Annotated in this window: 18 protein-coding genes and 1 pseudogene; 9 read left to right on the top strand and 10 right to left on the bottom strand. The window is 43.5% G+C overall.

The window, feature by feature from the left end:
* Positions 1-34: 34 nt before the first annotated feature.
* From NSQ83_RS02640 to NSQ83_RS02620, 5 genes are all read right to left on the bottom strand, one after another.
* The gene (locus NSQ83_RS02640) at positions 35-1099 is read right to left on the bottom strand and encodes a tartrate dehydrogenase (RefSeq protein WP_003234436.1); all 1065 of its coding nucleotides are present in this window, start codon (positions 1097-1099) and stop codon (positions 35-37) included.
* Between the two features lie 73 nt (positions 1100-1172).
* Positions 1173-2294 carry a mannitol-1-phosphate 5-dehydrogenase gene (locus NSQ83_RS02635; RefSeq protein WP_088467526.1) on the bottom strand — a complete coding sequence of 374 codons (1122 nt, stop codon included), beginning with the start codon at positions 2292-2294 and terminating at the stop codon, positions 1173-1175.
* A 1-nt stretch (position 2295) separates the two neighbouring features.
* Positions 2296-2727, bottom strand: coding sequence for a PTS sugar transporter subunit IIA (locus tag NSQ83_RS02630; RefSeq protein ID WP_088467525.1), 432 nt, complete (start codon positions 2725-2727; stop codon positions 2296-2298).
* A gap of 24 nt (positions 2728-2751) precedes the next feature.
* The gene (locus NSQ83_RS02625) at positions 2752-4188 is read right to left on the bottom strand and encodes a PTS mannitol transporter subunit IICB (RefSeq protein WP_010886406.1); all 1437 of its coding nucleotides are present in this window, start codon (positions 4186-4188) and stop codon (positions 2752-2754) included.
* A 171-nt stretch (positions 4189-4359) separates the two neighbouring features.
* On the bottom strand, positions 4360-4713 hold the full coding sequence (locus NSQ83_RS02620; protein ID WP_003246726.1) for a hypothetical protein: 354 nt from the start codon (positions 4711-4713) through the stop codon (positions 4360-4362).
* 164 nt (positions 4714-4877) lie between these two features.
* Here NSQ83_RS02620 and ycnK point away from each other — a divergent pair, with 164 nt between their 5' ends.
* The 3 genes from ycnK to NSQ83_RS02605 are packed head-to-tail and all read left to right on the top strand — an operon-like array spanning position 4878 to position 7737.
* A complete protein-coding gene (gene ycnK / locus NSQ83_RS02615) occupies positions 4878-5450 on the top strand; it encodes a copper uptake transcriptional regulator YcnK (RefSeq protein WP_015252812.1) in 573 nt (190 codons plus the stop codon).
* 34 nt (positions 5451-5484) lie between these two features.
* Positions 5485-7110: a copper transporter YcnJ gene (gene ycnJ / locus NSQ83_RS02610; RefSeq protein WP_198878984.1), complete on the top strand. Its 1626-nt coding sequence runs from the start codon at positions 5485-5487 to the stop codon at positions 7108-7110.
* 12 nt (positions 7111-7122) lie between these two features.
* On the top strand, positions 7123-7737 hold the full coding sequence (locus NSQ83_RS02605; RefSeq protein WP_198878983.1) for a DUF1775 domain-containing protein: 615 nt from the start codon (positions 7123-7125) through the stop codon (positions 7735-7737).
* A gap of 44 nt (positions 7738-7781) precedes the next feature.
* On the opposite strand, the gene gdh is transcribed toward NSQ83_RS02605, so the two are convergent.
* Positions 7782-8567: a glucose 1-dehydrogenase gene (gdh, locus tag NSQ83_RS02600; RefSeq protein WP_003246720.1), complete on the bottom strand. Its 786-nt coding sequence runs from the start codon at positions 8565-8567 to the stop codon at positions 7782-7784.
* Between the two features lie 19 nt (positions 8568-8586).
* Positions 8587-9450: a glucose uptake protein GlcU gene (gene glcU / locus NSQ83_RS02595; protein WP_003234455.1), complete on the bottom strand. Its 864-nt coding sequence runs from the start codon at positions 9448-9450 to the stop codon at positions 8587-8589.
* Positions 9451-10354: 904 nt separating this feature from the next.
* On the opposite strand from glcU, the gene NSQ83_RS02590 reads away from it, so the two are divergent.
* The 3 genes and pseudogenes from NSQ83_RS02590 (at position 10355) to NSQ83_RS02580 (ending at position 14342) form a co-directional block, all read left to right on the top strand.
* Positions 10355-10951 carry a hypothetical protein gene (locus tag NSQ83_RS02590; protein ID WP_063336064.1) on the top strand — a complete coding sequence of 199 codons (597 nt, stop codon included), beginning with the start codon at positions 10355-10357 and terminating at the stop codon, positions 10949-10951.
* 275 nt (positions 10952-11226) lie between these two features.
* Positions 11227-12984, top strand: a complete 1758-nt coding sequence (locus NSQ83_RS02585) for an ABC transporter ATP-binding protein (protein WP_198878981.1) — start codon at positions 11227-11229, stop codon at positions 12982-12984.
* A gap of 218 nt (positions 12985-13202) precedes the next feature.
* Positions 13203-14342 (top strand): annotated as a pseudogene (locus NSQ83_RS02580) (IS3 family transposase).
* A 95-nt stretch (positions 14343-14437) separates the two neighbouring features.
* On the opposite strand, the gene gabD reads toward NSQ83_RS02580, so the two are convergent.
* Positions 14438-15826: a succinate-semialdehyde dehydrogenase gene (gene gabD, locus NSQ83_RS02575; protein ID WP_198878980.1), complete on the bottom strand. Its 1389-nt coding sequence runs from the start codon at positions 15824-15826 to the stop codon at positions 14438-14440.
* Positions 15827-15894: 68 nt separating this feature from the next.
* On the bottom strand, positions 15895-17205 hold the full coding sequence (gene gabT, locus NSQ83_RS02570) for a 4-aminobutyrate--2-oxoglutarate transaminase (protein WP_015252814.1): 1311 nt from the start codon (positions 17203-17205) through the stop codon (positions 15895-15897).
* A gap of 105 nt (positions 17206-17310) precedes the next feature.
* Here gabT and gabR point away from each other — a divergent pair, with 105 nt between their 5' ends.
* Positions 17311-18750, top strand: a complete 1440-nt coding sequence (gene gabR / locus NSQ83_RS02565) for a transcriptional regulator GabR (RefSeq protein ID WP_128441354.1) — start codon at positions 17311-17313, stop codon at positions 18748-18750.
* 1 nt (position 18751) lies between these two features.
* Here the strand turns inward: gabR and NSQ83_RS02560 are convergent, their stop codons facing one another.
* Positions 18752-19066 carry a metalloregulator ArsR/SmtB family transcription factor gene (locus tag NSQ83_RS02560; protein WP_003234476.1) on the bottom strand — a complete coding sequence of 105 codons (315 nt, stop codon included), beginning with the start codon at positions 19064-19066 and terminating at the stop codon, positions 18752-18754.
* Between the two features lie 139 nt (positions 19067-19205).
* Here NSQ83_RS02560 and NSQ83_RS02555 point away from each other — a divergent pair, with 139 nt between their 5' ends.
* Together NSQ83_RS02555 and nfsA are read left to right on the top strand one after the other, a co-directional pair.
* Positions 19206-19493: a putative quinol monooxygenase gene (locus NSQ83_RS02555; protein WP_003234477.1), complete on the top strand. Its 288-nt coding sequence runs from the start codon at positions 19206-19208 to the stop codon at positions 19491-19493.
* A 16-nt stretch (positions 19494-19509) separates the two neighbouring features.
* Entirely contained in the window at positions 19510-20259 is a 750-nt protein-coding gene (gene nfsA, locus NSQ83_RS02550; RefSeq protein WP_014475811.1) for an oxygen-insensitive NADPH nitroreductase, read from the top strand.
* Positions 20260-20407 lie beyond the last annotated feature (148 nt).

The following is a 20407-nucleotide window of genomic DNA, read 5'->3' as shown; positions in this document are numbered from 1 at the left end:
AGGCCGGGGCAGCCATCTGCCCCGGCCTGATTCATCAGAGCTTTCTTAAGCGCGAACAGATTTCATCAGTGACCTCAGCCGTTGTGCTTTGTCCCCCAATGTCGCGTGTTTTGATGCCGTCGGCAGTCACTTGCTCCATTACATCCAGAATTTTCGCCCCCAATTCTTCCTCTCCGAAGTGGTCGAGCATCAGCTTCGCTGTCCAAATCTGGCCGATCGGATTGGCAAGGCCCTGTCCGGCAATGTCAGGAGCTGAGCCGTGAACCGGTTCAAACATGGACGGATATTTGCCGGATGGATTGATGTTCGCAGAAGGCGCAATGCCGATGCTTCCCATCAGGCTTGAGCTGATGTCGGTTAAAATATCACCGAACAAGTTGCTCGCCACAATGACATCAAACGTTTCCGGACGCGTCACAAAAAAAGCGGCCAGCGCATCAATATGCTGAGATGATGTTTCGATTCCGCTATAATCAGCGGCTGTCTGCTGAAAGACTTCATCCCAAAACGGCATCGCGTGATAAATGCCGTTAGACTTTGTGGCGCTTGTCACATGGCTGCGCCGTTTTTTCGCCAATTCGAAGGCAAAGCGCATGACACGTTCTGTCGCTTTTCTCGTAAACACCGCATTCTGGATGGCGATTTCATCATCGCCTCTATGAATGCGTCCGCCGACTTCACTGTATTCACCTTCACTGTTCTCGCGAATCACCACGAAGTCAAAATCATTTGGATGCAGAAGCGGCGACGTAATGCCCGCCATTTGTTTGGCGGGTCTCATATTAATGGAAAGCTCAAGCTCCCTCCGGATTTTCAGCAGCAGTCCCCATAACGATATATGATCGGGAACCAGCTTCGGATTTCCGACGGCTCCCAAAAAAACCGCTTCAAATTGAGTAAGCGTATGTATTCCATCTTCGGGCATCATTTTGCCGTGTTCCAAGTAATAATCACAGCTCCATGGAAAAGCCGTGAATGAGAATGACAAACCTCCGTGTACCTCAGCCGCTGTATGAAGCACTTTCTCAGCAGCCGCTACAACCTCTTTTCCTACTCCGTCTCCCGGTATTGCCGCAATCTCGAATTGTTTCATCGTCATTCTCCTCCCCTGTTATCGTAAGCGTTTTCTATTATACTAGAAAAAAATCCCGTGACGTGGTGTCACGGGGTGATTATTGGTTGAGTTTCTTTAAAATGATGGCATGCAGCGGTTCATGAGACTGAATGCCGCACACCTCTTGAAGCACACCGCTGTATCCTTTTTCTTCGATCAGCGCTTGCAGTTCAACCGCTTCAGGGTCACCGGTGAAATCGAAGCGCAGGGCTGCGGCAATTCCTTCCGCCAGTGCATTCGGTTCTTTTATTTTCTTTGCCGGGCCTACAAGTCTATCATTTTCTCCCAGTTTTCTGAGAGGTGACCTCGCTACGCGGGTCACATCGTCCGAAATGAAAGGATTTTCAAAGCGACCGATGATTTTTTTGATATATTGTTCGTGTTCAGTTTGCTTAAAGCCATACGATTTGACGAGATAGTCACCAGTTTCAAGCAGCGCCGAATGAACAACACGGCGGATTTCCGGATGATCAATTGCTTCTTTGACCGTTTTGAGTCCGCGCTGATAGCCGACATACGCTGTGACCGCGTGTCCGGTATTGACCGTAAACAGCTTCCGTTCGATGTACGGCGTTAAATCATCAACAAACAGTGCGCCGTTTATGACTGGTGTTTTCCCTTTAAAGCCTGATTCATCAATGACCCATTCGAAAAATGGTTCAACCGATACTTTCAGCGGGTCTTCATGATGCTGAATCGGGACGATCCGGTCAACGGCAGAATTCGGAAAACCTACCGTTTCACTGACGGATTTCTGCTCTGCTTCCGTTAAATGGCTGTATATCTCTTTCTTTAAGAAGCTGCTACCGCCAATCATATTTTCGCAGGCAATGATATTCAGTGTGTTTGCAGCGTTTCTCCGCCTTAAACCTTCTGCGATAGACGGAGCAATCAGCTTCAGCACGTTCGGACCGACAGCTGTTGTGATGAGCGCCGCCTCATTTATCAGCCGGTACAGCTCCTCGGGCTGACTGCCGCTGTTAATCGCGCTGACCGGGCCAATGACCTCTGATGAACGTCCCTCTTCTGCCAGTTCTACTGTGTATTCTTTTTTTTCGTTGAGGAGGCTGACCATCGTGTCGTTTACATCCGCAAACACCACATCATAGCCGGAGTGGTGAAGCAGCGCGCCGATAAACCCTCTCCCAATATTCCCCGCACCGAAATGTAAGGCGATCATGTCAGTTCACCTCGTTGAAAATGGCGATCAAATCTTCTTCGCTTTTAGCGGAGATCAGGCGTTCAATATTTTCTTCTTCTGAGCAGATAATGGCGATATTAGACAAAATGTCTAAATGCTCATTATTTTTACCCGCAATGCCGAATACCACTTTTGCCGTGTTGCCTTCTCCGTACTCAACGCCCTCTGGAATTTGTATGATTGAAATTCCAGAGTGAAGCACCTCGCTTTTCGCTTCTTCTGTGCCGTGTGGAATGGCAATGAAATTTCCCATAAACGTAGAAGACGTTTCTTCACGTTCAAACATTTTGCTAATGTAATCCTCTGTCACGTAGCCGTTGTCAATCAGCGTCTGGCCTGCCAATTTGATGGCCTCTTCTTTTGATGATACCGTTTGATTGAGTTTAATATTTTCCTTTACGAGTACTTGCATGAGTATCACTCTCTTTCTATAAGATTACTTTTTCAGCTTTTCAATCAGCTCGTCGTATTTCGGGCTGTTTAAGAAGTTATCCACTGATATGTGCGTCGCGTTCGGCAGCTTTGCTTTCGCGCGGTCTGTTAAATCTTTGTGGGTGATGACAATATCCGCATCGCTTGGCAGATTGTTAATGGCCGTGTTGGTCACACTGATGTCAAGCTCCGCTTTTTTCACTTTGTTTCTTAAGATGGATGCCCCCATGGCACTTGATCCCATTCCCGCATCACACGCAAAGATAATTTTGTTCACGCTTTCAGGAGACAGCTCAGACGCTTCTTCTGCTTTGGCTTGTTCCGCCTCTAAAGCAGCTGCTGCTTGGCTTTTCTTCCCCTTCATGGACTGCATTTTTTCTGTTGCGGCAGCCAGGTCTTCTTCACTAGCTTTTGAGGATTTCAGGATCACTGCTGAAACGATGAACGATACAGCTGCAGCGACCAATACGCCCGCCAATACCCCGAAATAGCCTCCTCTTGGCGTCATTGCCATCAATGCGATAATGCTTCCCGGTGACGCTGCCGCGACAAGTCCGGCATTAAAGATCGTAAACGTTAAGAGTCCGCTTGCTCCGCCGGCAATGGCTGCGAGAATCAGGGCCGGTTTCATCAGAATGTACGGGAAGTAAATCTCGTGAATCCCGCCGAAGAAATGGATGATCGCCGCACCGGGAGCCGTTGATTTTGAAGATCCTTTGCCAAAGAACATGTACGCCAGCAAAATGCCGAGCCCCGGTCCAGGGTTTGCTTCTACTAAAAACAGAATTGATTTTCCTGTTTGAGATGCTTGCTCGATTCCGATCGGGCTTAAGATTCCGTGGTTAATGGCGTTGTTGAGGAACAACACTTTCGCCGGTTCTACAAAAACACTGGCTACCGGCAGTAAATTAGCGTGTACAATGACTTCCACACCAGCCGCCAGCAATTTATTTAGCGTCAGGACAACCGGGCCGATGGCGTAAAACGCGAGAATCGTTAAAGCCGCGCCGACAATCCCTGCCGTAAAGTTGTTGATCAGCATTTCAAAGCCTTGTTTGACTTTATCCTTGAATAATTTATCAGTCTGTTTAATGAGGTATCCGCCAAGCGGACCCATAATCATTGCGCCTAAAAACATTGGAATATCCGATCCGACAATCACCCCAATTGCCGCTGTCGCTCCGACAACTCCGCCGCGGTGGTCGTAGATCATTTTTCCGCCTGTATACGCTATCAAAAGCGGCAATAAATACGTAATCATCGGGCTGACCAGCGTGTTCAGCTGTTCATTCGGAAACCATCCTGCCGGAATAAACAACGCGGTAATGATACCCCACGCGATAAACGCGCCGATATTCGGCATGATCATTCCGCTCAAATAACTCCCAAAGCGCTGCACTTTCACTTTCATGCCGCCTTGCTGCTGTTCTTGCTGCTGCATATATAAACCCTCCCTGTTTTGTTTGTCGCTGTAAGATAAAAAATATGTTCAGAGAATGATGCTTCCCTTTGACTCTATGTTAAAACGCTTACAGTCCCTATACAATTGAAAGTAAAGAGGACTTTGGCACATGACTGTGACAATTTTTTAAAAATAAAAAGGCTCCTGATTTCAGGAGCCTTTTCTCTTTCCTCTATAAATGATGTTGCCATTTTGAATCACGTACTTTGCAATCATCCGCTCACTCACAATAAAAACGGGATACGCGCACACAAGCGCAAATACAGCCATCGGCACGTGCTGTACAGCTGGCAGCACTGAGCCTGCCGCATTGCGGAGGAGCATCAAAAGATAAATAAGCAGCACGATGGCCGCTAATGATACCAGCATAATCGGAGCTGAAACTTTATATTCATAAAGCCGTTCCCGGCAGTGGCCGCAGCGAAATTGACAAGGCACATTTGATGATCTGACCATATCGCCTGTCAAAGGTTTGCCGCAGTTCGGGCATGGTGTTTCTTTCATAAGGTATTCCTCACTTTCTATTCCATCTGTCTATTATACCAGAGTCCCTTCTGTTTCGTTTTGTTGCTGTTCAACACATTTTCACATTTTTTATCATCCACTTACTTGTCTCCGTCTCTAAAATCCTCTACGCTTAAATAGATCTTAATGAAGAGGGTGTATGAATGCTTCCGATTAATAGACAGCAACACATACTGAAGTGGCTGAAAGAAGAAGGCTCGCTTAGAATTTCTGACATCAGCGCAAGGTTCGGCGTTTCGGAAATGACGGTATATAGAGATGTCAATCAGCTGGTTCAGTCAAATCAGGTCATTAAAACGGCCGGCGGCATCACGCTCCCCGTCCGAACACCTCAAACAGATCATATGTGCAGCTATTGCTTGAAGCCCGTCAATCAAGCTCATTCGGTTCAGCTGATTACGGTAAACCAAGACATTGAACAGCTATGCTGCGCACATTGCGCGTTTTTGCGTTACGCGGATAAAACGGAAGAGGTTTCACACTTGATTTGCAGAGATTTTCTGTTACAGACAACCGTCAGTGCCGGTTCGGCTTATTTCGTCGTAAATGCTGAATTAAACCTGCACTGCTGCCAGCCGCAGGCCATTCCGTTTGCGACACTTGACCATGCCGAGCGATTTCAAAAAGGATTCGGCGGAGCCGTCCGCACTTTCGACCAAGCGCTGGAAGACATGCTTCAAGACCGAAAGAAACGCTGCACCTGCACCAAGAAATAACACAACACATACAGCGGAAGGTGGTGTCTGAGTGATGAAGCGAAACAGATGGTGGATCATCCTTCTACTTTTTCTTGTTTTCCTGCCGAAAACAAGCTTTGCTCACGCCTATATTGTCAAATCTTCACCTGGGGAAAACAGCGAATTAAAAAGTGCTCCTGCGCAGGTGGAAATCGAATTTAATGAACCGGTTGAAGAAGGGTTTCATTACATTAAAGTCTATAATTCAAACGGCGACCGTGTGGATACGGACAAGACTGAAATCAAAAAAGATAATCATCACATCATGACAGTGAAGCTGAAGAAGAATCTGCCTAAAGATGTGTACAGAGCGGAATGGAATGCCGTATCCGCGGACGGGCATCCTGTTTCCGGCGTCATTCCATTCAGTATCGGGAAAGCGGATGGCGGATTCAGCAGCCAAAAAGCAGCCGACTCAGCGCTGAATCCGGGAACAGCAGCAGATCGCGCGATTCTGTATACAGCCTTATCTCTGTTTATCGGAACGGTTTTCTTCCATCTTTTCTGGTATAAAGGGAAATCAGAACAGCTCGTCAAACGGACGAGACGTATCCTGACCGGCTCGATCGCAGCACTGGGGCTGGCGCTTTTGCTTCAGCTTCCGATTCAGACAAAAGCGAACGCAGGCGGCGGCTGGGGCAGCGCCTTCCAGCCGGGCTACATCAGAGAAACACTGCTTGAGACAGCAGGCGGCTCCATTTGGATCATACAGGCTGCGCTGTTCGTGCTGCTCGCACTGTCTGTCATCCCTGCGATACGGAAAAACCGCTTTTCATCCTTTGGCTATTGGACAGCGCCGCTCATTTTCTTTTTCGGTCTCCTGCTCGCCAAGGCGTTTACCGGGCATGCTGCTGTCGTTGAAGAAAAAACGGTCGGCATTTTGATGGATTTCCTTCATTTAACTTCCGCTTCCATCTGGGTTGGCGGAATAGCGGCACTCGTTTTGCTGCTCTCAAAAGAATGGAGGCAGCCTGACAAAACGCTCGCGTGGGAGACGGTCAGACGGTTCTCCCCATGGGCGCTCACTGCAGTCGGCGTCATTTTGTTTTCAGGCTTGCTCAATGGATTTTTCATCATTCGTTCAATGGATTCACTGTTCCATACAGCGTACGGCCAAGCTCTTTTAGTGAAAAGCGGGCTGTTTGTTTTCATGCTGGTCTTAGGTGCGATTCATTTTCTGCTTACCAGAAAGCAGCGCCGCACAGGAATCAGCCGAACGTTGAAAGCGGAGTGGGCAATCGGCATCGCTGTATTGATCACAGCGGCCGTGTTTACAAGCCTGCCAAGCCCGCCTGAGCCGGCGCCGGAACCGTTCTACCAAACCAAAGCGATTGAGAACGGACAAAGCGTTTCTCTCAGCATCAGCCCAAACCAGCCCGGAAAAAATGTTTTTGAGCTGCGGGTCACCGACCATAACGGAGATCCCGTGAAAAACATCCAGCAAATCACGTTAACCGTTTATAAAACAGGCCTGTCAGGCAGCGAAAACAAAAGCACCTTTACATTAAAAGAAAAAACAAAAGGCGTCTTCCAAGATCAAAACCTGTCGATTAATGAAAAAGGAAACTGGAAGATCAAAGTCCACGGCCTGACCGGCGACTTTAACGAAATCAATATCATGTTTACAAAGACCAATTAAGGAGTGTTTACGTTGTTGAAAAAAATCGCATTGACACTATGTCCGGCTATTGTCGGCTCCCTCTTATTATTTACGGCCCCTGCCAGCGCGCATGTTTCTGTAAAACCGGCTGAGTCTGCTGCAGGCTCTTGGGAAACGTATACAATGAAGGTTCCTTCTGAGAAAAATCTGCCGACAACGAAGGTTGTCCTCAAAATGCCGAAGGATGTTGAATTCCAGCAATATGAGCCAATTCCGGGCTGGAAGGTATCCACTCAAAAACATGATGACAAATCAGTCTCCGTGACGTGGGAAGCAACTGACGGCGGCATTCAGGAAGGACAATTCCAGCAGTTTACCTTTGTTGCCAAAAACCCTGATAAAGCGGAGGAAGCCGCTTGGGACGCCTACCAATATTACAAAGACGGCAGCATTGTCGAGTGGACAGGTGACGAGGATGCGGATACACCTCATTCCATTACAAACATCACGTCTGCAAAGCAAGTGACAGATGAGCACGGCGCGACGAAAACAGAAGACGATTCCGAAGACTCAGGTTCTTCAGCTCTGGACATCACAGCGATTGTGCTGTCTGCGGCTGCCATTATCTTATCTATAGCGGCACTGGTAAAGAAAAAGCGTGCCTAATCAAAAAAGCGATCCAGATGTCATGTCTGGGTCGCTTTTTTTGTTTAACCGCGTCCTGCCTGGAATGAAGGATATTGTGTCATGCCGCCGTCTGCGAATAACGTGATGCCTGTGACGTAGCTGGCTTCCTTCGAAGCAAGCCAGGCTGCTACTGCGGCGATCTCCTCCGGTTCGCCGATATATCCCATTGGAATCATGCTTTCTACATCAGCTTTCTGTTTAGGGTCAGCGAATTTTTCAGCATTGATTGGCGTGTTGATCGCGCCTGGCCCAATATTATTGACGCGAATGCCCTTCGGCGCGTATTCCAACGCCAATGTTTCTGTCATCAGCTTTATCCCGCCTTTACTTGCCGCATAGTGGACAAATAACGGCCAAGGAATCACTTCGTGCACACTGGACATGTTGATGACATTTCCCTTGATATCATTTTCTACGAAATATTTAATCGCTTCACGGCTTCCTAAAAAGGCACCCGTTAAGTTCGTGCCGATGACTTTATCCCAATCCTTGAGCGGCATTTCGTGAGATGGTACAGGATTTTCAAGACCGGCATTATTAATCATAATATCGAGTGTACCGAACTCCTTGATTGCCGTTTGCACGATATTTTTTACATCTTCCTCTTTCGTGACATCTCCTTGGACGACAACAGCTTCACCGCCCGCCTTGATGACCTCTTCTTTTACCTCGTTTGGATCTTGTTTATTACTATAATAGTTGATAACCACTTTTGCCTGCTCCTTGCCGAAGCGAATGGCCATCGCCTTTCCGAGCCCTGAAGCAGCTCCTGTAATAGCGACGACTTTTCCTTTTAAATCCGGATACATATACATCCTCCTCCATTTGTTATGAATTTGTTTTGGCGATTCCTAAGAATACGGCGGCGGCAATAATCAGGATAATCCCGATCGCAATTGCTATTAGCTGGCGTTTCGTTTTCTTTTCACGCAGGATGAAAATACCGCCGAGCGTAGAAATGACAATTCCCATTTGTGAAAGGGAAAAGCTCGTTGCAACGCCGACTCGCGGCTGAGAAATAAACAAAAACATATTTCCGCCTGCCCAGATTAACCCTGGGAGAATATTTCTGATCGCATACTTGTTAAAGGGTTTGTGTCTATAGGTTAAAACTAACCCCCCGACCACCATGCCAATTGCCTGTGGCAGCAGCGCGGACCAGCCGGACACATTGAATAATCTAGCCACGACTACATAAACCAAATAACCAAGAGTCGAAACAAGGAGAATCAAAATGCCCTTTTTCAAATTGCTTGGCTCGCCCTCTTTTTTATCATTCTTATCTTCCAAGGACGTGAGAATGATTCCCACAATGATAAAGATCAAAGCGAGAACGCCAAGCGTAATCGCAATCGGTGTTGACCATTCGCGGAACACGATCACACCGAAAAGCGAGGTGGAAACGAGCTGCATTCCTGTGGAAATCGGCATTGTTTTCGACACGCCCATCAATTGAATGCTTTTCAGCTGGTTGGCCTGTCCAAGTGACCAAAATAGGCCGGATACGATTCCAACAATAAAAATGCGAAGTGACAGAACGGGCTGAACAAAAAAGTAAATAACGATAGAAACAATGAGTGCCCCGATCGTCGTTCCCAGTGTCTGGCTGTACGGCCCGCCGCCTAATTTCACATTGAAGAGAACAATGCTCCCCCAAAACAAAGCCGGGAGAAGAGCCAATAATAAATCCATTGTTGGGGAACCTTCTTTCAAAATGTATTTGCTGTTATTTTGGCTGGAATTGTTGTGATTATTCTCTAAGAAAACAAATTTTTTAATCATCTTTAACAATTCATGTAAAAGCTAAGCAACTGGAATTTTTTCAAAAATAACGTTTCAATAATAAATATAGGTACACCTGGAAAAAGCTAATAGTTAGTAACAAATCCCCGAAATAATTTTGAAAAGAGACTAGCAAATCATCATTTAATGATATTTACATGAAAAATAATGAAATATATTGTAAGTATATCCGTCTAATGGTATTATATCTTTTGGAGGAAATAGTTACCTTATTTAATATGTTCAATTTATATATAAGTCAAATTTTTTTGAAAAGAGGCTTGTTAGAGGATGATAAGTATCTCCTTAATTTTTCGTATACTCTTAGCAAATATATTTATTAGTACGAGTTTTTCAAAGATAATAAAGTTCACAGATTTTAAAAAAACAGTATTTTCCTTTACTAAGGTTAATAATCCGCGAGTCATTTTAATTCTCTCTATATTTGTCATTACAGCAGAGTTAATTTTATCATTATTATTATTTTTTCAATCAACGAGATGGATTGGGGCACTTGGAATATCAATTCTCCTGTTAGTATTTACAATATTAATTTCATTTAATTTAAAGAAAAAAAATATTATAAAATGTAGTTGTGGAGGAGTTCTGGGGAGCAGTTTTATTGGAAAAAAAACCATTCTCAGAAATTTAAGCTTAATGCTCTTATCTTTCGCTATACTTATTATTCCCACCGGAACAAATACAGTAAATGTATACAATTTCATCTTACTAGAACTAGGAATCATTTTTTTATTTACAGGTCTTATTATTGCTCGTAACATTCATAATTTATTAAATGAAAAGTGGGATTTAAATGCAGATTGAATTAATTTTTAACCTTATAATAATGCTTTTATTAGTTATAATTTTGTATTTCATGTGGAAGATTACTAATCTATTACAAAAAAGTGAAACTGGGTTATCACTTAAGAAAAAAATAGAACTTCAAGAGGTAGCAGATCAAGGAATCAAAAAAGGAGATATTCTTCCCGAATTCACAATTATTAATCCTGTAAATCACAAAAAAACTGTAATTGCTTCAAACACCTTACAAGATAGCTTTCTGCTATTAACTGCAGTCGGCTGTAGTGAATGTCAAGAGTTGCTAGAAGATCTTTCTATTTATGACTTAAGAAACATAAATAAAAATATAGTTGTATTATCATTTATGCCTCCAGAAGCTAATGTTATTCCTGATAAAGATAGAAAAAGACATTTTAGTACAATCGAAGAATTATCAGAAATAACTCACTATATTAGCTCTGTTGATACTCTTGAACAATTGAAATTCAATCAATTTCCATTAATTATGGCTATCGATTATGAAGGTCGATCGTTAGGTACGTATCATGGGAATATTGATGTCTTACGTGATTTAGCAACTTGGACATTTTCAACTGAAAGGGGGTGAATACAATGGCATGTAAAACAAAAAATAGATGTGTTTATAACTTCTCAAAATGTAACCATCTAGTAGGTGCTTCATATTACCGTTATACTGAAGTTTGGGGTTGCAAAAAAGGGGAATCAGTAATTGTAGCTTCTCCTAAATGTTCAGCCAAACCTTGCGTCAAAGCATAAATAAAAAAGAAAGACTTTTATAGTCTTTCTTTTTTATTTATAATTTCACTTATTAATTCCACATTAACAAATTTAAATTAAGAGTTTATTTTAAAGAGGTTAAAAATGTTTAGAAACGTTTTTAAAGTTATTAAAATTTATTTTCATATATCAAAAATCAATTTGATTATTCTTCTTTTGTTTTCTGTTATGCTTTCTATACTCCCTATCTATTCACTTACAGTGACTGAGGAGATAGGCAATAATATTTCAAAGTCAACTGATTTTTCAAAAATTATATGGTTATTGATTTTTCAAGCAATCTTATATATTAGCATTCAGATACTTTCTTTAATCAATAGCATCATCGAAAATAATTTGGATTACAAATTTACGTACCATTTTGAATTAAAATTAATTAATAAAGTAGGTAAGATTAAGACTTCCACTTTAGATAATTCCACAATATATAATGATATCCTACAAGTTTCCCAAATAATCCCTTTGATGGGGACTCGTTTATTAATTGATATTATAGAGCTATTTAAAGGTATTTTATCCATAGCTGGATTAATTGTAATTCTTAAGAATTTGCACTGGTCGATCGTTACTTTATTAGTAATTATCAGCGTCATTAATTTTCTTATGTCAAGGTTGTATAATAAAGAAGAACTAGCCATTTTGAATAAAACTAGTGAAATAAAAAGAAAAAAAGATACAATTTGGGATCTGTTAAAAAACAGAGAATCAGTTGTTCAAATAAAAATGTTTCAAGTTGGTGATTATTTAATAAACAAGTGGAGTAAATATTACTGGAAAGCAGTAAATCCTGAACGGAGGCTTAACAATAAACGGGAATTTCTAGTTCAAATTTTAATGATTGGTACTCAAATTTTGCAATTGGTTATTCTTATTATTTTCATTATTTCAAATTGGCCTAATATACCCATTGGAACATTTATGTTGCTAATTCAAGCAATATCACAATTCCAAGGCTTTTCCCATCAGATAGTCGGTTCTTTAACAAACTTGCATCAAACTATAATTTACCTTCCTCTATATTTCAATATATTAAATAAAGAAGAGGAAGAATCGACTGGCACTAAGAAAATTAATTTCGATAAATTAGAACATAGTATTCGTGTAAAAGATTTAAGTTTTAGATACTCTAACTCAGAATCCTACTCTTTAAAAAATGTCAATTTAGAAATATTAAAAGGAGAAAAAGTTGCAGTTGTTGGATTTAATGGGTCTGGCAAAACCACTTTAATTAAATGTTTAATAGGGCTATATGATAATTATGATGGGAGTATATATTATGACAGTAGAGAAATACAAGAATATAATCAAGACACAATACGAAAGCAAATAGGCTGGTTAGCTCAGGACTTTATAGAATATCCATACTCTCTTGAGGAAAATATATATTTAGGGGATATGGGGAAAAGAGATCCTGATTTAACTTATTCTTTAGAAAGAAGCTTAGTTAATGAATTCGCAAAAAAATTACCGTTAAAACTAAAAACGGTGCTTGATCCTTCTTTTGAAGAGGGAATTGATTTATCTGGTGGACAATGGCAAAAAGTTGCTTTAGCTAGATTATATTATCGGGATTCTAATTTAATGGTTATGGATGAACCCACCTCCGCAATAGATCCCATATCAGAAAATAAAATTTATAAGAATTTGTTTAAAGAAGACAAAGATAAAACCATTATTATACTTACTCATCGTCTAAATGTATGTACTTTAGTTGACAAAGTAATAGTCATGAAAGATGGTAAAATAACTGACATTGGATCACATAAAGAGCTAATCAAATCAAGCTCATATTACAATAAATTGTATACGTCTCAAACTCAAGATGGGTACCTTAAGTTATGACAATCAATTTCTGTTGTCTTAGAAGCATTGTTTAAATAAAGATAATTTCCTTGTGTCTTTATTTAAACCTTTGTTATTCCATATTAAACATGAAAACAAATTAAACAAAAACCTTTGATTTTTAGGGACTGCCCCCATAAGATGAGACAAATAAAAACACCTTCAAGTTTGAATACGGATAATTGTTATCCGAAATTAGACTTGGAGGTGTTTTTTCTATTGGGACAAGAGTGAGTTATCCGGTTGAAGTGAAACAGAAGGCTGTAGAAATGAGATTGGCAGGCGTATCTATGAAAGAGATCATGCAAGAGTTGAATATTAAGATTAAGACATAGGTTCAGACATGGGTTAGATGGCATAAGACTGGGGATACACATCGATTCGAACAGCCTGTTGGAAAGCAATACACTTACGGAAAAGGTCCAGAGTATTCTTTCGAATTAGAGAAACTGCAGGCAGAGATTCGTTACCTGAGACAACAGAATGAAGTTTTAAAAAAGTACAACGAATTGGAAAGGAAGTTGATAGCGAAACGTCAGTCGAAATTGTAGAAATATTGCACAGCACAATGACCGTGCAGGATATCTGTATTCATTTAGGTATCTCTCTAGCGCCTTATTATCGTTGGAAGAAGAATCTGATGAAGGATCATCCCAAGCGCCATTTGGAAAAACAAATCGGCACGTTGTGCCGAGAGCACAAGTATCGATATGGATATCGAAAAATCACAGCCATACTAAAAAAGAGAATGTGTATTAACCATAAAACGGTTCAACGTATTATGCAGAACAATCAATGGCAGTGCCAGGTTAAGGTGAAAAAGCGCAAGAAGGATGGGCAGCCATATGCCATGGTCGATAATATATTGGATCGGAACTTTCACTCTGATCGCCCTCTTGAAAAACTAGTAACGGACATCACATATTTGCCTTATGGACAGAAACAATTGTACCTTTCCAGTATATTAGATTTATACAATGAAGAAGTGATTGCTTTTACGAATGGGGAAAAGCAGGACACAGCCTTTGTCTTAGACACACTTGATCAGCTACCAACACTGCCTGAGAACTGCGTGTTACATAGTGATCAAGGCTCTGTCTATACATCTTACGAGTATCAAAAAGCTGTTAAAACAAAAGGCATTACCATGACCCGCAAAGGGACGCCCGCTGATAATACCTCCATCGAATCGTTTCATTCCTCACTAAAGTCTGAAACGTTCTATCTTAACAGCATTGATCAAACTACGACCGCCATCGTAGAACGCACTGTCATAGAATACATTCATTATTATAACAATATTCGTATCCAAACTAAACAACCAATCACCGATAAACTATCGACAATTGGCTGTTTAAAAATTGTTTTGATCCCTGTCTCAAAAACGGGGATCAGTCCCTTTACGACAAAGGCTTTTGTTTTCTTTTTCCATTCACGCTTTTATAACATATATTTATAAACCGATGGACAAATATTTTGTTTCAAGGTACGGCTCGATACCTTCTGAACCGCCTTCACGGCCAATGCCGCTTTCTTTCATTCCGCCGAATGGCGCTTGAACCGCTGACGGTCCGCCGTCATTCCAGCCGATAATGCCATACTCTAGATTCTCGGAAATATAGGTGCCGCGGCGGTAGTTTTCTGTGAAGAAGTAAGCAGCCAAGCCATACGGTGTATCGTTGGCAAGCTGAATCGCTTCATCAATATCAGAAAACGTGACGATCGGGGCGACCGGGCCGAATGTTTCCTCATGCATGATGTTCATGGACGTATCGACATCGGTGAGCACTGTCGGATTCACAAAGTAGCACCCTTTGTCATCGTTTCGGTCATATGTGCCCCCAGCAATAACCTTCGCGCCTTTTTCAACCGCATCATCTATTTGGCTGACGATTTTTTCAAAGCCTCGTTTATTGATGATCGGTCCGACATTGATGCCTTCCTCAAGTCCATTTCCGACTTTCAGCTTAGACACTTGCTCGCTCAGTTTCGCAGCAAATTCATCCTTGATGGATTCATGAACGATCAGGCGGTTGGCACATACGCAGGTTTGGCCGGCGTTTCGGTATTTGGACGCCATCGCCTGTTCAACGGCAAGGTCAATGTCTGCATCTTCATCTACGATCAGCGGGGCGTGTCCGCCGAGTTCCATTGAGACGTGCTTCACGGTGTCCGCGCTGTTTTTCATAAGGATTTTCCCTACAGGTGTTGAGCCTGTGAACGTGATTTTGCGGATTTTCGGACTGCTTGTGAACACATTTCCGATTTCTTCTCCATCGCCGATTACAACCTGAAGAACATCCTTCGGAATGCCCGCTTCATATGCGAGGCGTGCTAGTTCATAAGCAGACAGCGGTGTGTCCGGCGCCGGCTTGATGATAAATGTACAGCCAGCGGCAAGAGCAGGCGCCGCTTTGCGTGTAATCATCGCATTCGGGAAATTCCAGGGCGTGATAGCTGCAACGGGGCCGACCGGCTGGCGTGTGACAACAATTCGTTTACCAGTTGTCGGGGCCGGGACCGTTCTTCCGTACACACGCTTCGCTTCTTCTGCGTACCATTCAATATAGCCTGCACCGTAAAGTACCTCGCCGACTGCTTCCTGGTAAGGTTTTCCGTTTTCCTTTGTAATTAAATCTGCAAGTTCTTCTTTATGTTCAACAATCAGCTCATACCATTTTTTCAAAAGAGACGCTCTTTCGTTCGCTGATGTTTTAGACCACGTTTTAAACGCTTGATGTGAACGTTCAATGGCTTCTTCTACCTCTGTGGCTGATTGCTGAGGAATCGTTTTGATCTCCTCGCCCGTAGCCGGGTTATAGACCGTTAATTGATCTGGCATATTGAACATTCCTTTCTTTTCATGATTACTTAAAATGATAGCAGACCCAGCCGTTTTCTTTCCAATGATTAAGCTCGCAGGCCCGCCTCCAAGATGCTGAGCCCTTCATTTAAAAGGCTGTCTGAGATGACGAGCGGTGTCAAAAAGCGGATGATATTACCGTTAATTCCCGCTGTCAGCAAAAGTAATCCGTTTTGATTCGCATAGGCCGCGATCGCTGCTGCTTTTGCTTTATCAGGCTCACGCGTGTCTGGATCCTTGACGATTTCGATTGCGGCCATCGCCCCGAGTCTGCGGATGTCACCGATGAACGGGAATTCTTTTTTCCACTCATACGCCCTATCTTCAATGATTTTGCCAATTTCTTCAGATCGCTCATTCAGTCCTTCTTCTTCGATAATATCCAAGACTGCCAAAGCCGCCGCGCAGCCGAGCGGGCTGCCGGCATACGTGCCGCCCAGCTCCCCTGGCGCTGCCGCATCAAGCATTTCCGAACGCCCGATCACGCCGCTTAATGGCAGGCCTGCCGCAAGCGATTTAGAAACCGTGATCAGATCGGGCACTACATCAAAGTGCTCAATTGCGAAATAAGTGCCAGTTCTGGCAAAGCCGGTTTGGATTTCATCAGCAACAAAAACAATGCCGTGTTCTTTGCAGAATGAAGCGACGTGCTGTACGAACCGTTTCGAAGGAATAATAAACCCGCCTTCTCCCTGCACTGGCTCCATCACGACACACGCCACCGTTTCAGGCGCCACTGAAGCGATAAAGAAATCATTGAATGCTTGAATGACCATATCGTCATAGCTTTCATCACTCATGCCGGCCGGCTTCTGATAATAATAAGGGAACGGCGCTTGATAAACCTCTGGCGCAAAAGGCCCGAAACCGAATTTATAAGGTTTTACCTTGCTTGTCATGCTCATCGTCATATTTGTGCGCCCGTGAAACCCGCGTGTAAACGAGACAACGCCTTGGCGCTTTGTATACTTTCTGGCGATTTTCACAGCGTTTTCGACCGCTTCTGCCCCTGAGTTAAGAAAAATCGCTTTTTTCTCATGGCTGCCCGGTGCAATGCCACACAGTTTTTCGGCTAACTCGATATAAGTCGGGTACATCATGACATTAAAGCCAGGATGAATCAGCTCCTCCGCCTGCCGCTTCACAGCCTCAACCACCTTCGGATGCGAGTGTCCGACATTTAACGTGCCGATGGCGCCTGCAAAATCAATAAATCTCCGGCCGTCCAGATCGTACAGCTCGGCCCCTTCTCCTTTGACCGCCAGACTGCGGTTGCCGTTGCTCACACCTTTTGACACAAATTGATCCCGTTTTTGCTGCCATTGTGCAGTTGTGATGCTTGCTGTTGTTTGACTCATGTGAATATCCCCCTGTCGGTATTTTCTTATCATTCTGACTTCTCTTTGGTATGATGAAAAGTACCAATTATAACTTTTTGATGGTATCAGAAGGAGAAAATACAAATGGATATCACGATTACACTCGATCGTTCAGAACAAGCCGATTATATCTATCAGCAAATTTATCAAAAGCTGAAAAAAGAAATCCTCAGCCGCAATCTGCTGCCGCACTCGAAGGTTCCCTCCAAGCGGGAGCTGGCTGAAAATCTCAAGGTCAGCCTAAATTCAGTGAATTCAGCCTATCAGCAGCTGCTGGCTGAGGGGTATTTGTACGCCATTGAACGAAAGGGTTTCTTCGTGGAGGAACTAGACATGTTTTCCGCCGAGGAGCACCCTCCATTTACACTGCCGGATGACCTAAAAGAGATTCACATCGACCAGAGCGATTGGATATCGTTTTCACACATGAGTTCCGATACAGACCATTTTCCGATCAAAAGCTGGTTCCGCTGCGAGCAAAAAGCGGCCTCCCGCTCATACCGCACGCTCGGCGATATGTCACATCCGCAAGGGATATATGAAGTGAGAGCGGCCATTACGAGGCTCATTTCCCTGACGAGGGGTGTAAAATGCAGGCCGGAACAAATGATCATAGGGGCAGGCACACAGGTGCTCATGCAGCTGTTGACTGAGCTTTTACCCAAGGAAGCCGTGTATGCGATGGAGGAGCCTGGCTACAGGCGCATGTATCAGCTTTTGAAGAATGCCGGAAAACAAGTAAAGACGATCATGCTGGATGAAAAAGGCATGTCGATTGCTGAAATCACCAGACAGCAGCCAGATGTGCTGGTGACCACCCCGTCGCATCAGTTTCCGTCCGGAACGATTATGCCTGTATCCAGAAGAATTCAGCTGCTGAACTGGGCAGCCGAGGAGCCGCGCCGATATATTATTGAGGACGATTATGATAGTGAATTCACATATGATGTAGACAGTATTCCGGCGCTGCAAAGCCTCGACCGTTTTCAAAATGTCATCTATATGGGAACCTTTTCAAAGTCCCTTCTCCCCGGCTTGCGGATCAGCTATATGGTGTTGCCGCCTGAGCTGTTGAGGGCATACAAACAGCGGGGCTATGATCTGCAGACTTGCTCATCACTCACACAGCTCACCCTGCAGGAATTTATCGAGTCTGGTGAATATCAGAAGCATATAAAAAAAATGAAGCAGCATTATAAAGAAAAGAGAGAACGCCTGATCACCGCTTTAGAAGCAGAGTTCAGCGGAGAGGTAACCGTAAAAGGAGCAAATGCGGGGCTGCATTTTGTTACCGAATTTGATACCAGGCGCACCGAACAAGACATCCTGTCACATGCTGCCGGGCTGCAGCTTGAAATATTCGGAATGAGCCGATTTAACTTGAAGGAAAACAAGCGGCAAACGGGCAGGCCAGCTCTCATTATTGGTTTTGCACGGCTGAAGGAAGAAGATATTCAGGAGGGTGTGCAGCGGCTTTTCAAAGCGGTTTACGGACATAAAAAAATCCCCGTTACAGGGGATTGATTCACCAGCGGTCCTGGTCTACATTCAGCACGGCTTCAAGCAGGCCCGGAAATGCCTTTTCAAGGTCTTCAGCGCGAAGCGAATAATACCGGCGCTTTCCTTCTATCCGAACTTGAGCGATGCCCGATTCTCTCAAAACTTTAAAATGATGCGACAAAGTCGATTTGGCAACCTGCACATCTGCACAGGTGCTGCACGTTTTTTCTTTTGCTTCAGCTAATTGCTTGACGAGCTCTAAACGAAGCGGATCACTAAGTGCATGAAGAACCTTTGTCAGCTGCAATGTTTCTGTTTCTGGATGGTTTGGAATGTTCATGACACAAATGTATCACACAACAATTAGAATGACAATTTTACTATATAAGGGTTTTTCCTTTACCTCATTTAGAATACATGTTACATTTAGTTCGATGAAATTCGAACAATAAATTCGCATAACAACGGAGGAGATTTAAATGATCGTATTACAAGCTTACATCAAAGTAAAACCAGAAAAACGCGAGGAATTTTTGAGCGAGGCTCAATCACTTGTTCAGCATTCAAGAGCTGAGGAAGGCAACGCGCAATACGACCTATTCGAAAAAGTAGGCGAAGAAAATACATTTGTCATGCTTGAAAAATGGAAAGATGAAGCGGCAATGAAATTCCATAACGAAACTGCGCATTTCCAAGGGTTTGTCGCAAAAGGAAAAGAACTGCTGAGCGCCCCTCTTGATGTTGTCCGCACAGAGCTTAGCGAGTAAAGAAAGGGTGTCCCATATGAATGAAGTGATTAAATCTTTAAAAGACCACCGCTCGATTCGCAGCTACACAGATGAGCCTGTAGCTCAGGAGCAATTGGACCAAATCATTGAAGCGGTGCAATCAGCCCCTTCTTCTATCAACGGACAGCAAGTGACTGTGATCACAGTCCAGGATAAAGAGCGCAAAAAGAAAATCTCCGAGCTGGCAGGCGGCCAGCCATGGATCGATCAAGCTCCTGTTTTCCTGCTGTTCTGCGCAGATTTCAATCGGGCCAAAATTGCGCTTGAAGATCTGCATGATTTCAAAATGGAAATCACAAATGGATTGGAATCTGTTCTTGTCGGCGCAGTAGACGCTGGTATTGCCCTCGGCACAGCAACAGCAGCGGCTGAGTCACTCGGACTTGGCACAGTTCCGATCGGTGCGGTTCGCGGAAACCCTCAAGAGCTGATCGAACTGCTTGAGCTTCCAAAATACGTGTTCCCTTTATCCGGCCTTGTCATTGGGCATCCTGCCGACCGTTCAGCGAAAAAACCGCGCTTGCCGCAGGAAGCTGTCAATCATCAGGAAACTTATTTGAATCAGGATGAGCTGACGTCTCACATTCAGGCATACGACGAACAGATGTCTGAATACATGAATAAACGGACAAACGGAAAAGAAACAAGAAATTGGTCACAGAGCATCGCTTCCTACTATGAGCGCCTGTACTATCCGCACATCCGTGAAATGCTTGAAAAACAAGGATTTAAAGTTGAAAAATAAGCTCTTATTCGGCCTGTCGGATTTTCCGGCAGGCCTTTCATTTACCCGGTTAAAATCCATTGACTTCTATTTTGTTTATTTGGTAAAATTTTTTCATAGTTACTCATTGGTTTTCTGTGAACCAATGGGTTTTCTAATGTTCAAGAAA

It is taken from the genome of Bacillus sp. PS217 (assembly GCF_037963535.1).
In the GTDB taxonomy this organism is placed as follows: Bacteria; Bacillota; Bacilli; order Bacillales; family Bacillaceae; genus Bacillus; species Bacillus subtilis.
The sequence above is the reverse complement of the archived record's forward strand: the minus strand, read 5'-3'. Positions and strand labels throughout refer to the sequence as shown.

Bases quoted from the DNA above. Each gene is read 5' to 3' on its own strand.
- NSQ83_RS02640 (WP_003234436.1), bottom strand. From the start codon at position 1,099: ATGACGATGAAACAATTCGAGATTGCGGCAATACCGGGAGACGGAGTA.
- NSQ83_RS02635 (WP_088467526.1), bottom strand. From the start codon at position 2,294: ATGATCGCCTTACATTTCGGTGCGGGGAATATTGGGAGAGGGTTTATC.
- NSQ83_RS02630 (WP_088467525.1), bottom strand. From the start codon at position 2,727: ATGCAAGTACTCGTAAAGGAAAATATTAAACTCAATCAAACGGTATCA.
- NSQ83_RS02625 (WP_010886406.1), bottom strand. From the start codon at position 4,188: ATGCAGCAGCAAGAACAGCAGCAAGGCGGCATGAAAGTGAAAGTGCAG.
- NSQ83_RS02620 (WP_003246726.1), bottom strand. From the start codon at position 4,713: ATGAAAGAAACACCATGCCCGAACTGCGGCAAACCTTTGACAGGCGAT.
- ycnK (WP_015252812.1), top strand. From the start codon at position 4,878: ATGCTTCCGATTAATAGACAGCAACACATACTGAAGTGGCTGAAAGAA.
- ycnJ (WP_198878984.1), top strand. From the start codon at position 5,485: ATGAAGCGAAACAGATGGTGGATCATCCTTCTACTTTTTCTTGTTTTC.
- gdh (WP_003246720.1), bottom strand. From the start codon at position 8,567: ATGTATCCGGATTTAAAAGGAAAAGTCGTCGCTATTACAGGAGCTGCT.
- glcU (WP_003234455.1), bottom strand. From the start codon at position 9,450: ATGGATTTATTATTGGCTCTTCTCCCGGCTTTGTTTTGGGGGAGCATT.
- NSQ83_RS02590 (WP_063336064.1), top strand. From the start codon at position 10,355: ATGCAGATTGAATTAATTTTTAACCTTATAATAATGCTTTTATTAGTT.
- NSQ83_RS02585 (WP_198878981.1), top strand. From the start codon at position 11,227: ATGTTTAGAAACGTTTTTAAAGTTATTAAAATTTATTTTCATATATCA.
- gabD (WP_198878980.1), bottom strand. From the start codon at position 15,826: ATGCCAGATCAATTAACGGTCTATAACCCGGCTACGGGCGAGGAGATC.
- gabT (WP_015252814.1), bottom strand. From the start codon at position 17,205: ATGAGTCAAACAACAGCAAGCATCACAACTGCACAATGGCAGCAAAAA.
- gabR (WP_128441354.1), top strand. From the start codon at position 17,311: ATGGATATCACGATTACACTCGATCGTTCAGAACAAGCCGATTATATC.
- NSQ83_RS02560 (WP_003234476.1), bottom strand. From the start codon at position 19,066: ATGAACATTCCAAACCATCCAGAAACAGAAACATTGCAGCTGACAAAG.
- NSQ83_RS02555 (WP_003234477.1), top strand. From the start codon at position 19,206: ATGATCGTATTACAAGCTTACATCAAAGTAAAACCAGAAAAACGCGAG.
- nfsA (WP_014475811.1), top strand. From the start codon at position 19,510: ATGAATGAAGTGATTAAATCTTTAAAAGACCACCGCTCGATTCGCAGC.